At 47.3% G+C, this 13,880-nt stretch carries 8 protein-coding genes; 4 read left to right on the plus strand and 4 right to left on the minus strand.

Annotated elements, in window-relative coordinates:
* Positions 1-640 precede the first annotated feature (640 nt).
* The gene (locus C0068_RS17280) at positions 641-1,723 is read left to right on the plus strand and encodes an EAL domain-containing protein (protein ID WP_103685729.1); all 1,083 of its coding nucleotides are present in this window, start codon (positions 641-643) and stop codon (positions 1,721-1,723) included.
* Positions 1,724-1,886: 163 nt separating this feature from the next.
* On the plus strand, positions 1,887-2,939 hold the full coding sequence (locus C0068_RS17285; protein WP_103685730.1) for an NAD(P)-dependent alcohol dehydrogenase: 1,053 nt from the start codon (positions 1,887-1,889) through the stop codon (positions 2,937-2,939).
* 46 nt (positions 2,940-2,985) lie between these two features.
* Here C0068_RS17285 and C0068_RS17290 read toward each other — a convergent pair whose 3' ends face one another.
* The 3 genes from C0068_RS17290 to C0068_RS17300 all read right to left on the minus strand — a co-directional run bounded on the left by C0068_RS17290 (position 2,986) and on the right by C0068_RS17300 (position 10,670).
* Positions 2,986-3,945 carry a diguanylate cyclase gene (locus tag C0068_RS17290; protein WP_103685731.1) on the minus strand — a complete coding sequence of 320 codons (960 nt, stop codon included), beginning with the start codon at positions 3,943-3,945 and terminating at the stop codon, positions 2,986-2,988.
* 107 nt (positions 3,946-4,052) lie between these two features.
* The gene (locus C0068_RS17295) at positions 4,053-8,195 is read right to left on the minus strand and encodes a response regulator (RefSeq protein WP_103685732.1); all 4,143 of its coding nucleotides are present in this window, start codon (positions 8,193-8,195) and stop codon (positions 4,053-4,055) included.
* Between the two features lie 276 nt (positions 8,196-8,471).
* Entirely contained in the window at positions 8,472-10,670 is a 2,199-nt protein-coding gene (locus C0068_RS17300) for an amidohydrolase family protein (protein WP_103685733.1), read from the minus strand.
* 247 nt (positions 10,671-10,917) lie between these two features.
* On the opposite strand from C0068_RS17300, the gene C0068_RS17305 reads away from it, so the two are divergent.
* Complete coding sequence (locus C0068_RS17305; protein ID WP_103685734.1) at positions 10,918-12,459, plus strand: hypothetical protein; 1,542 nt, start codon at positions 10,918-10,920, stop codon at positions 12,457-12,459.
* Between the two features lie 15 nt (positions 12,460-12,474).
* Here the strand turns inward: C0068_RS17305 and C0068_RS17310 are convergent, their stop codons facing one another.
* Complete coding sequence (locus C0068_RS17310; RefSeq protein WP_103685735.1) at positions 12,475-12,765, minus strand: DUF6482 family protein; 291 nt, start codon at positions 12,763-12,765, stop codon at positions 12,475-12,477.
* 278 nt (positions 12,766-13,043) lie between these two features.
* Here C0068_RS17310 and C0068_RS17315 point away from each other — a divergent pair, with 278 nt between their 5' ends.
* The gene (locus C0068_RS17315) at positions 13,044-13,859 is read left to right on the plus strand and encodes an enoyl-CoA hydratase-related protein (RefSeq protein WP_103685736.1); all 816 of its coding nucleotides are present in this window, start codon (positions 13,044-13,046) and stop codon (positions 13,857-13,859) included.
* Positions 13,860-13,880 lie beyond the last annotated feature (21 nt).

Consider the following 13,880-nt stretch of genomic DNA (forward strand, 5'->3'; position numbering starts at 1 on the left):
AATACTTTGTATAATCAGAGTGCGATTGGCGGAGACCGAATTGAGGTATTCCCATAAATGCGCTGGGCGACGCAAGAACAAGGCTGGGCTGGAGCAAGCCCATTTAAGAAATAAAGGGGGCCTACACTAGAAATGGATTTAGTTAAGGTAAATACAAGTTCTGGGGATTCAGGAAAACCAGAATCGACCTCGACAAGACTGCTTACACTGGCAGGAATGGTGTTTTTTGCAACATGATGGTTATCTGCCAGTGCAAAGCTGCACAGCATTAAGACCATTATGGAACAAACAAATCGCAACATACCCAACTCAGTTAAGTCCTCAACACGACTAAACTTACTCCGTTTTATAACAAACAGCCATAGCGTATTTATGTGTAATTAAGGTCAAAATTAACATGCCTCTCAATTTTACTATCGACTACTTACCACGGATACGCAGCCACTACCGACTCATCGCAAACCCAGCGCTTTCAGAAATGCGCTGTAAAATCATCTCCTTACGCTATTAATTGATCAGACAATCACAGCGATACTAAAGCGGACGATGACTCCAACAGGTGGCTAAGGTATATTCCCAGACTTAGAATCCAATAACGGTATTATTCGCACAATTACATTGCTGTGAACAAACAGGTCTTATGGATAACACCTACTATCTTGAAAGCCGCATCGCCGGTAGCACAAATCCGCAGCGAATCGTGCTCGACACGCTTCCCATCACCATTGGGCGTAGTGCGGACTGCGCGGTCATCATCAACAACTCGTCCCTGTCTCGTGTTCACGCCCGAATCGAGCTGCGTGCCAACAAACTTATTCTCTGCGATTTAGACAGCACCAATGGCTGCTTTATAAACCACCAACGAATTGAGTCTAATACCGAATTGCAGCTCGGCGACATTGTGCATTTTGCAGGCATTGAATATTGCCTAAAAGCCGAAGACAATAGCACAGAAGACGACGACCGAACCCGCATCTATATGCAAACACTGCCCAAGCATTTTGCAGTAAAAAGCAAAGAGTTTGCAGAGCTACTCGACCAGCAGCTAGTCACCACGTTTCAGCAAATTATTACCCTGCAGAACGGTGACGTATATGGCTATGAGCTCCTAGGCAGGGGCAAACACCCCTCGCTAGATGCCAGCCCTTTCGAGCTATTTAAAATTGCCGAATCCCTTAATAAGCAAATTGAACTTAGCGTGCTATTTCGGCGACGGGGCTTTATGCAAGCGGAATTAGCTGGCATTAAAAAGCCGCTATTTTTTAACTCCCACCCTGAGGAATGCCACAACCCCGACCAATTACTGTCTGAACTGAGTGAGCTACGCAAGCTCCACCCTAGCTTACAGCTTATATTTGAAGTGCATGAAGCGGCGGTAACTGACCTTGGCGCCATGATCGCCATTCGCAACGGCTTAACTGACTTAAATATTGGCTTGGCGTACGACGACTTCGGCTCTGGGCAAGCCCGCTTACGCGAACTCACCGAAGCGCCGCCGGACATTGTCAAATTCGACATTAGCCTAGTTCGCGGTATCGGCAACAGCGAATCAGCACGCTATAAATTACTGGCATCACTCAACAAGCTGGTTCAAGACATGGGCATAGCAACATTAGCGGAGGGCGTAGAAACAGAAGACGACGCCATCGCTTGCCATACTATCGGTATTAATTATTTCCAGGGCTATTATTACGGCCGCCCCACTGCTATTACATCAGAATAAAAACGCACTGCGCTGGCGTCCCAATATCAGCTATCCAAATAAGCCAGCCTTACAATTCCAACATTATTATTGAGATGCACACCGCTACTAGGCTATGGTGAAACCCATTCGTGCTTGGCTAATTAAAATAATCTAGCCATCGTTGTTTTTACGGAGAACGCCAGTGATCAAATCCCAAGCTTATGCCGCCAGCGCCGCTGATTTACCTCTTGCCCCCTTTGAATTTGAGCGTCGCGAAGCAGATAGCCGCGATCTCGTGCTAGAACTTCTCTACTGCGGGGTATGCCACTCAGATATACACTACGCTCGCAATGAATGGGGATATAGCCGCTTTCCCATCGTGCCCGGTCACGAAATGATTGGTCGCGTTAGCAACGTTGGCAGCGACGTCAGTGGATTCAAAATTGGCGATTTGGTTGGCGTAGGCTGCATCATCGATTCCTGCCGGCATTGTGAGCCCTGCCAGGATGGCGAAGAACACTATTGCCAGAAAGGCGTGACCATGAGTTATGGCAGCAAGGAGCGCAAAGACGGCAGCGTAATCAGCCAAGGCGGCTACTCCACAAACTATGTGATAGATGCGGATTTTGCGCTCCGTATTCCAGACGCCCTCGACCCTAAGGCAGTCGCCCCCCTACTCTGCGCGGGGATCACAACATGGTCGCCACTTCGGCGCTGGAATATTGGCCCCGGCATGAAGGTCGGCGTCGTAGGACTCGGCGGACTCGGCCACATGGCCCTCAAATTTGCCCACGCCTTTGGCGCAGAGCTCACTTTATTTACCACCAGCGAATCTAAAGCTGCCGATGCCAAAAAGCTTGGCGCAAGCCATATAGTGGTCTCCAGCGACAGAGAGGCGATGAAAGCAGCCCGCGGCTTTGATTTTATTCTTGATACAGTGTCCGCCGTCCACGACATTAATCCCTATTTATCGGCATTAAAGCGCAATGGCACACTGTGCTTGGTGGGTTTGCCGGATCAGCAGCTGGCCTTTAAATCATCGCTAGTGCTAAGCAACAAGGTGATATCTGGCTCAATGATCGGTGGAATACAAGAAACTCAGGAAATGCTCGATTACTGCGGCAAACACAATATTACCGCAGACGTTGAGTTAATCAGTATTGATGACATTAACGACGCATTTGAGCGGGTAGTTAAAGGTGATGTGAAATATCGCTTTGTAATTGACTTAGCGACATTAAAAAACCAAAAGTAAAATATGCGCGCCATTCTCTAGAAGAATAGCGCGATTACGCACACCGCTATAGTGAGGCGCCCTCTACACGGTTCCGCCCACCTTCCTTAGCTTTATACAGTTGTTCGTCGGCAGCGGATAAAAGCTCTTTAGATTCATTAGTCTTTGGTGTTGTACAAGCAACGCCAACACTAATAGTAACGCGATCTGCATTGCCCGACATTGCATGGGGCATGGCTAAGTCATACACCCTACTACGAATCGCCTCGGCCTTTGCTAATGCCGCCTCTAAGCTGGTTTCTGGCATCAGACAGACAAACTCTTCGCCACCGTAACGCGACACGACATCGCGGCCACGCCACTCATGTCCTTTCAAGGCGTCGGCGACCATTTTCAAACAAGCATCACCCTCTAAATGGCCGTAATGGTCGTTGTATTTTTTGAAATGATCGACATCAATCATAATGACCGACAGAGGCTTGTCAGTTCTGCGACACGCCCGCCACTCAACCTGTAATCGCTCATCAAAAATTCGCCTATTAGAAATGCCCGTTAAGCCATCTACCGATGCCAACTGCCGCAGCGCGTCTGCCTGAATCTTCAGCATCAAATGGGTTTTAACTCTCGCCTTCACAACGGAGGGATTAACAGGCTTAGTAATAAAATCGACGGCACCAACCTCTAAACCCAAAGTTTCTTCTTCTGGGCTATCTTGTGAGGTGACAAAAATAACGGGAACATCTCGGGTTTCCGGCTCTGACTTAAGCTTGCGACAAACTTCAATACCGTCCATGTCCGGCATGACAACATCTAGCAAAATAAGGTCAGGATCTTTCTGGCGACAAACATCCAAGGCCTGTTGCCCGCTGGTTGCCATAAACACTTCACAGCTTGCACTAAACACCTGATATAAAACCTGAATATTCACTGGCTGGTCGTCAACAATGAGCAGTTTAGGCCGCTCCGGATAAATCGCGCCTGGCGCAAAATCAACATCCAAAGAAAATAGAGATTGTGTATCAGTCATATCTTGAGCCTATTTACGCAAATTTGAACATCGCCACTGGAGTTGAATATCTGCACATCCACGACCGACAACATTGCAAAGAAAATTTTCATCATACAAATTCAAACTTATGCCGGCAAAATCTTGCTCAGAATCTCATGTGCTTTGGTAAAATCTAACATCGAAATTGCTTCATCTAAAGCCTGCGCTTGATCACTAAATGTCGTCAAACCAGCCTTTAATTCAGCGTGAACATCCATTGCCCGCATATTACTTTCTTTCAATAGCTGCAGCAGTTCTTGTAGCTTTTCTGTGTCGATTTCCTTCTCAACTGCATCCGCAATTTCAAGAGGATCTAAATGATTAGCAAGATCCCCCAGCACCTCACTCGCCTGCCGCAGTAGCTCCTCAGATTTACTGAGTATCGATTCTATAACAGACACCTCAACAACGCTTTTTGCTGCTAATTCAGCCTCCGACAGCGATGCCGCCAATGCCTGCGCCCCCAAGGTCGCCGACACACCTCTTAGAGTATGCAGCTCACGAACCGCACTGGGGCGATTATTTTTGTGCAATAAATCCAGCACGCGCTGTACGTCATTGCAATGCCGATCCGCAAACATACGCGCTTGCCCAGCATAAAGTTTGCGATTATTTCCCATCCTCAGCAGCGCTTCTTTAAAAACAAAGCCCTTGGGTGCTTCCGGCAATACGGCGCTATCTGGGACAGCATCATTTTCTTCAAGATCTGCTGTGATCGAGTTTTCCTGTCTGCCAGCGGCTTTTAATAAGGCATTCACCAACTCCGCCAACTCAAAGGGTTTCCCAATATGATCATTCATCCCTGCGGCTAAACACGCCTCTTTATCAGAGGGCATGGCATTTGCCGTCATCGCAATTATTGGCAAAAACTTAAGACCTAGGGTTTCACGAATTTCCCGCGTTGCCTCGTAACCATCCATTACTGGCATTTGTAAATCCATCAGCACCACGTCGAAGGGCATTTCGGCACGACGAATACGATCAACACCAAGCTGTCCGTTGTCGGCAACGTCAACCTCCGCTCCCTCTATTGCTAACAATTCCCGAGCCACCTGCTGATTAGTTATATTGTCCTCAACAAGTAATATGCGCATACCAGACAAAGAATTTTTAGCCTTTTGAGCATCGCGAGGACCATCCTCTAAAGCTGCTGGCAACTTCCCAGATTGCGCATCAACCACGGAGTTATAAATATCTGACGCCGTTACTGGCTTCATTAAGAAACCATTTAAGGGTGAATGTTCCGCATCGACGCGCTGGTCGAATACTTCTCTGGCATGGGCGGTGACCATGACCAGACGAGGCAATTCCGAGCTCTCCCCCAGATTTCGAATAGCCTTCGCGGTTTCCCAACCGTCCATGTTCGGCATCATCCAATCTATAAAAGCGATATCAAAACGCTTACCGCTAACAAGGCTCTCCGCTATCAACTCAACTGCTTTCGCGCCGGATTCCGTCTCCACTGTCGTCCAGCCCAAAGACTCGCAGATGCCTGAAATAATCTGTCTTGCACTGGCATTATCATCAACCACCAATATATGTAAGTTTCTGCACTCGGGTGCAATAACTCGACGCCCGGCTTCGATCAATTCCTGATCTGCAACCTTGTCAACTATCAATGAAAATGAGAATGTGCTTCCTTTGCCCAGCTCACTTTCGACCTCTAGCTCACCACCCATAAGCCGGATAAGTCGCTGACTAATAACCAGACCTAAACCAGTACCACCAAAACGGCGGTTAGTGCCAGCTTCTGCCTGTGCAAAAGACTCGAATACCCGCTGCTGCTGTTCCTGCGTCATGCCAATACCGGTATCACGCACGCTAAATCCCAACACCAATTTCTGCGTACGCTCATACTGTATATATAAAGACAACATCACTTCACCCTGCTCGGTAAACTTCACCGCATTACCTGCAAGGTTAATTAAAATTTGCTTCATTCTCAGCGCATCGCCCATGACCATTTTCGGCACCGTAGGGTCGATATTAAATAATATCTCAACATTCTTTTCGCTCAGATTCATGCTGAGAATCACCGCGATATCACGCAAAACATCGTCAATAATTACCGGCTGAATATCGAGAATTAATTTGCCGGCCTCAATCTTTGAATAATCCAAAATATCATTAATTATTCCCAACAAGGCCTCCGCCGCACCGCTGGCTTTGCGTACATAATCCGATTGCCGGTCTGTCATATCGGTGTATTTGAGCAGGTTTAACATACCCAATACCGCGTTCATTGGCGTGCGTATTTCATGACTCATATTAGCCAGAAATTCACTTTTGGCCTTGCTCGCCTCTTCCGCCACTGCCTTAGCTTCTTCTAGCTCCCGCTGCTGTCGTTTTTGTCTTGTTAGGTCGCGGGCGATACCTAGGTAGCCGATCACCTGCTGTTCGTTATCGTACAAGGTATTGCTTTTCAGCATCACGGGGAAATGCGAACCGTCTTTGCGAACAAAGGTCCATTCGCGCTCGTAATTCACATCACTAAGGATCTGATCACCCGTACCACCGGCCTTACTAAGGCGCTCAAGTTCAGGCTGAATTTCAGAAGGTTCAAAGAGCATCCACATTGGCTTTTTATCGACCACCTCATCTGCACTATAACCCAGCATTTTCTCTGCAGCGGGGTTGAACAGTGTGAGTGTGCCGTCGGGACGATTAGTAAAAATAGCGTATCCCGCATTAGTTAAAATGCCATTCTGCAATGCAGCAGTCCGTTGCAGCTCTCTAGTTCGCAATTCCACTTGCTTCTCAAGCCCCTCATTCAGCAATACCAATTGCTTCTGAGCGGCCTTCACTTCCGTTATATCGCGGATGATATTTGCGATACCAAATATTTCGCTGCCCTCTCTCTGCACAGGCGATACGGTGATGGCAACATCGATAAGATCACCGCTTATGGTGCGACGCTGAGTAATAAGGTCAGAAACCGTTTCGCCTTTCGATACGCGGTTAAATATTTCAAGCTCTTCAGAGAGCAAATTCTCAGGAACAATAAGCTCCGTCATATTCTTGCCGATAGCTTGGCTTGCTTTGTAGCCAAACATCTCCTCGGCGGCGCGGTTCCAACTCTGCACCACATCACTCAGTGATTTACTCACTACCGCATCATCTGTTCCATCAACAATGGCCGCCATACGTGCATTTTGTTGATCTGCCTGCGCACGGCGCCGAAGGTTGGCCGCAACGAGGTATAAAAAGACCAAAGATAGAGCGACAAACCCAAATAAAATGTAAAGATTAAACAGTCTTGCTGCTGCCACTGCATCATCAATTACCGTGTTTGGCGCGGTGACAACCAAATCAATAGAACGATTAGTGTCGTAGGTTATGGTACGCAATATTGCATGAACGACTTCTTGATTGTCTAAACGAATAAATGCCGAGTCGGTGTCGTCATCCCCAGTACTGAACTCATCAGACCAGCGATAATGTTTGCCCAGTTCAAAACCGAAAGCCTTTTCTTGCACAGGGTGTAAGAGAAAATCACCTTCACTATTCAGCACATAAATATTTTCGTAGCTTTCCAGCTCACTACTTAAAGTACGGAAAATTTCTTCCATATTTAAATTGATCACGAGTATGCCAAACACGCGGTGATTGTCATCAACAATCGGTGTCGCTAGACGCAGAGTAGGCACGTGGGGTTCTTCTATCTCGCCGTACTCGCGGTTTAAATTTATCTCCGAGACATACACTTCGCCGGCATGACGCGTAATGGCTTCTTTGAAATATTCACTGTCAGACTTTTGCTGCAATCCGCCCGCTTTAATTTTACGAATGCGACCATCTTTACGGTCTACCCGCACCAGCTCCTTACCACCTTCGCTAACACCGATATAGCGCACCTGCATAACAGAGGGATGGGTTTCTAAATAGGACACAAAAATTTCTTGTAAGCGCTTTGACCATATTTGAAGAGAACTTTTTTCGCGCTCGTCAAAACCATTGTTGCGGCTAGCGCGAATAATGCCACTAATAGGAGGGGTGCCAGACAAAAAATAAGCGTCCTTTTTTAGCCTGTCTAAAGTTGCGAGCATGGCCTTGCTGCGGGCTGCCGCCACATCATCAAGATGTCGCTCCAGTGTGTTCGTTTGATTCTTGCGTACATTGTGATCCGAAATTGGAATCATCACTGTTGCTGCCACCGCAAAAATTAGCAGCACAACGACGATATACCGCCACTGCAGTGTACTCACTATCGATTTATAGCTCTTAAACACCCGATACTCCCGTAAACGCAAGGGCAAAAACAGACCGCATGATGACTATAACGCAATCGCCTAAGCTTAATAAACGTGGTCTTTTGTTATTGTCGCTAGATTAGTATCTTATAGACCTAGGGCCCTAAAGTCTCAATTAGCAATACACTAGGATTTGCAAGGAATAGCCATCCAAAGCACGGAAATAACGGCGTTTTTGAGGGAATAGATAAGCGCTGTGAAAAAAGGTGGCAAGGCAGGAAGAAAGTGGGCGACACTCGCCGCCCACACGACAAATTAGCGGTTAATTGTTCGCTCCCACATCTGTAAATAGACTTCTGCGGAGTTGTATAGGTCGGTTATGGCCTGCTCGCCACCCTCGATACGCACAGCCTCTACCCAATCTGCGATCATACCGTAGTGAGCCAAACCCTCGGCATTAATATCAAAACTGCGATTACCCTCAGGCACAACTGACTGCTGAAAGGTCAGCGCTGGGATGTCAGCAAACTGCGCTCCCCAACCTTCTCCACTAAACAAGGTGAAAGGATAGCTGACATTAACGGAATCGCTGCCGCGAGGCCCAGACTGCGTCGCCAAGCCATTGGTGTCGGCACCGTAGCCCATCGCAAAATCAAAGTTACTACTTTTGAGTGGGCGCAAGCGGTTTTGGTCTGCAACAAACTGCTTACCATTGCCCTTAGCGGGATACAAAATTCCACCAACGTCTAATATCCGCTTGACCTGTTCGATGCTAATACCGCCGTGACCTCCGTGGGTAGATACCAGCGGATACTTTGGCGTTTTGGCTTCTGCCATCGCCAGAACATCATCTTTAATCGACAATTCTAGGTGATCGATTTCAATTATCAGTTTCTTATCCATCATGCGCTGAAACATAAACTCGCCAAGTGCGGTTAGGCCACGCGCATTACACTGCCGCTTCGCAGTCGGATAAATCGGTAAAATACCTTGGGTCAGCTCCGTGAGTAAATCCGACACGGGATTGCCACCCCCAGAGGGATCCAAGGAGGTCATGATCGCGCCAGCCTCAAAGAAATAAGGCTGTTCAGGGCAATCATAGGTTTGCCAAAACTTGCCCGTATCAACAAAGTTGCCGACATTAAGTACTAAGCCGTCAAAGATCCCATTGCCCCCAAAAGCGTTGTCAAATTCGTGGATAGGGAACATCTCACGCACACCTAAATCGTATAAACGATCCATCTGCGCCGCTATCTCTGCCTCATCACATCCGTTAATTTCGGTAAGCCCGCCCGGTTGAGTTACATCGCAATTAAATAGATGCGAAATCTCAATACCAAGCACGACCGCAAGTTTGCCCTCATTAATAACTTCACGTGCCGTGGTCGGATTATCGACAATTCGGAACCAACCTAGGCCAGGGCCACCTTCTTGGGCGTCAATATAATCCTGCATATCATGCATGAACTGGATCTGCGAAATCGCGCTCTCCATTTCATTGCACTTTTCTAGCATGACCATTCCCGCCGCATCGCCAATAATGTCGGCCAAATCAAAGCCTGACTGACTGGCAATAGCGGCTTCGGATTGCAATGTGCAAAGTACTTCATTCTCAACCAAGTCGTTAACCAAGACTCGCAAACCCGCCAGCCACGCACGTTCAATCCATTTGTAATACATTGCTTCATGGGTCAGCGCGTCGCGCTTAGGCCAGTCTACAAAGGTTGGCCAGCCGGCGGTGTCGTGCACTCCCAAGGGCATACCACTGGGGCCTAGTAAGTTGCCGACCAAATCTAAAGAACCCTGCGGGCCGTGTTCGGCTTCGCAGCTACCCATTGCCTCAGTAACACCAAAGGGGTGGAATGGCCGCCCAGCATGCGCTCCACCTAAGAAGGTTGTCGCACTGATATGAGAGTGAACATCGGCAAAGCCAATAACCGGTGCATCAACGCCCCGCCCTTTATACGTAGTGCCGCTGACGTTGGTACTTAACTCTGGAAATGTTGCACAGCCTGTATTCTCCGCAAACTGGAATGCAGTTGCCGCTGGCGCGTCAGCCAGTTCTAATCGAGCCGTGCTAGGGTTCACCGCCAAAGCCATACCTGCTGCGAACTCAGACACCAGGGTAAAGTTTGTGCCCACGCCACTCACAATCCAATTAGACGTTTCAGACGGCGTGGCAGCACTTTTAATAATGCCAGCGGCAACATTTAAAAATGTGCCTTCGTCGTCATAGATGAGGTATTCACCCAGCGCCGTTGGTTTCATATAAAACGGTGTCGCGTCGGCCAGCCTTGTCGCGCTAGAAACATAGTTCCCGTCGTCGCCTCGAACCACAAAACGGCCAGCGCTATCCCGCATCGCAAAACAGGAATTTGCTAAAACAAAGTTGTTCTCAGCAAAACTGAGCGTGGGGGAGGAATTTCCCCGCGATGACGAGGATGAAGAGCCACCACAGGCTGACAGCGCCGCAGCAACTGCAATAATAATTCCTAGCCGAGAAAATACAGACATAGTCGTATCCTAAAATTAAGCAATATCGCTGGCCCTGACGTCACCAAGCAATTTCACAATGACGCATGCTATCATAATGTGTACTTATATCTAACAATACACACTAGCTGCCGTGTCAGAAGTCACATTTACGTACACTGACAACACTCTAATAGAAGTTAGGCGCCACAGTAGCATCTATTGCCAAGATCACCATCACCTTAGTGAGGTATGGCAAGCCAAGCGCTAATCTCAACAAGGCGATAAGATGAGTCAATGCACTAGCAAGCAAGCGCCCTCCGCCACACAAAGCAAGCCAGCTTTATGTGTAAATGCGCAATCTATGCCTCGCATAATCAAATATTTGGCGCTGATTGCGCTAAGCCTGCTTTATTGCAATGCATCCTACGGCCACTCATTCGGCCAAACCTACACTTTGCCAGTACCACTGTCTTTATATTTATATGGCTCCGCTGCGGCGCTTGCGGTGTCCTTTTTGGTGTTTGGGTATTTTTTGCGCGCTGACAATTTACAAGCCAATTCCAGCATTCGCTTGAATATTCCAAATGCATTGATTTCAGCACTACGGTCCGCCAAACCGTGGGTACAAGGGTTCAGTGTATTCATGTTATTGCTATGTATTGCGACTGGCCTTCTTGGCAACCGCAATCCCTACGGCAATTTTAATATGACCTTTTTCTGGGTGATTTTTGTACTGGCCTACGCGTATTTCTGTGCGTTAACAGGAAACAGCTACCAATGGTTAAACCCGTGGAAAATATTGTCAGATGGCATTGGCCGATTTTATAAACCCTATCAGCAGGGATTATTCAATTGGCCTGCACGCTTGAACTATTGGCCGGCAACAATTCTGTATATGGTTTTTATTTGGCTGGAATTATTTGGGACGGCGACACCGCTATCACTATCTAAATATTTACTCGCTTACACTGTATTAAATTTGCTTGCGGCGGGCTTAGTAGGCATACGGAATTGGTATAAATACGGTGAGCTTTTCAGCGCTCTTTTGATGTTGCTGTCAAAAATGAGTTTTGTGTGTCGTCGTACAGCAAAGGAAAATACTGAACCTAGCGCCGTTATTCAAAGCCCGTTTATACGCTTGAATCGATCCGCCCCCTCAGAACTAAGCCTGCTTGCATTCATTTTATGCATGCTAGCCTCAACGGCTTTTGATGGTCTACATGAATCACAGCTTTGGATACGTACATTTTGGGTTGACTTGAATCCTTACTTTCAACCTTATGTCGGGACGAACCCATTTAGCGCCTACCCCAAATTAAGGACGCTGTATTTAATCTATCAAACCATGTGCTTAGTACTTTTACCGCTAATTTATTTTTTAATTTATTATGGCTTTATTGCTTTAAGTAAATACATCGTGAATAGTAGCTTCACCAGTAAACAACTTGCTTTGCACTTTGCCTATTCACTGCTACCCATCGTACTAGCCTATCACCTAAGTCACTACTATCCATTAGTGCAAACACAGGGAATTAAGATCATCAGCCTCGCCTCTGATCCCTTTGGTATTGGCATGAATATTTTTGCTACTGCGGAATGGTTCCGTGCGCCGATCATTCCCAATGTGGAAACTGTCTGGCATGCACAGCTAGGTCTAATTGTGCTCGGGCATATTATGAGCGTCTATATTGCTCATCGCCAAGCGCTTGCGTTGTTCGGGTCGAAACGGCAGGCCATGCTAAGCCAAATCCCGATGCTGGTATTAATGATCGCCTTCACCGTCGCTGGGCTGTGGATACTGTCATTACCTATGGGAAACCCAAGCTAAGATGCTTTATACGCTTTACCCTAAGGCTAACTTCATACTCGACGTTGTCGCGGCGTCGGGCATCATGAGTTCGTCATTGGCAGAATGATGAATGAGCACCACCCTACTTCCGCAACCGTGCTCAAGTAAAGCTGCTTTTATTTCGGCAACACTACGACGGCACAAAGGCGTATTGTCCAGCTCGAATATTCGCAGCAGCTTACCCTCCAAGGCTAGGAATGCGGTATACCGCCCGCCCTCTATCACCTTAATGACTATCTCTGTAATAGGTAATGCGGCTAACTGATCTGTAAAAACTTTGGTCATTTTTTCACCTATTATTATTTGCGAATGGAATACAGCATATATGCCAATACACAAATACAAACTCATTACGTATGCACTGCAGTAGTAGATCAACGCCCGTCAAACTCAACTAATTGTACAAATGCATATTTGGCTCTGCTGCCCAATATATGATTGCAAAAACAAGGCCAGCTTAAAGAATTTTCCTGTTCCCATTTTATGACCCCATTCAAAACCACTTAGTTGCATTTACTTTGATATAATTTTTTAACTTTATTTGCACTCGGAAGCCACGCCCAATGTCTAGCCAACCAATACTTTGCGATGCCACACTTACTGTCACCAATCGTTACGCTACACTTTGCTTTGAACGCGATGATGTGCGCAATGCACTGACCGGAACGAGCTTAATAGATGATCTGTGCAGCACATTGGAGTGGGCTAACCGGAACAAGGATATTTCCTGCCTTATCATCACCGGCGCCGGCTCTGCATTTAGCTCTGGCGGCAATATAAAAGAAATGCGGGACAAAGTTGGCATGTTTGGCGGAAGCCCCAGCGAAATCAGCGACAGCTATAAGAATGGTATCCAACGTATTTCCCGCGCCATGCACAGCGCAGAAATAGTCACCATCGCCGCTGTAAATGGTGCAGCAGTTGGTGCCGGTTTCGATCTCTGCTGTATGGCCGACATTAGAATTGGCTGTGAAAAGACTCGCTTTGGCGAGACATTTATTAATTTAGGTATTATCCCCGGTGACGGCGGAGCTTGGTTCCTGCAAAGGCTCATTGGTTATCAGCGCGCAGCCGAACTCACCTTCAGTGGACGCATCATAGAAAGTGCAGAAGCACTATCTTTAGGACTGTTACTTGAGTGTGTACCAAAAGAAACACTCCTCGCCGTTGCAGAGCGCTATGCCAAGGAATATGCGAGCAAACCACCGCAGGCATTGCGGGCGACAAAGCGTTTACTGAAGTTAGCGCAGCGACAGGAACTGGGGGATTTTCTAGAGGTATGTGCCGACGTTCAAAGCCAATGCCATCAAACTGAAGACCATCAGCGAGCGCTAAAAGCCTTCCTAGACAAAACACCTGCGCAATTTGAGGGCAATTAATTTACCACGCACCGAAATGAA

The organism is Zhongshania marina (assembly GCF_002915595.1).
Lineage (GTDB): Bacteria > Pseudomonadota > Gammaproteobacteria > Pseudomonadales > Spongiibacteraceae > Spongiibacter > Spongiibacter marinus_B.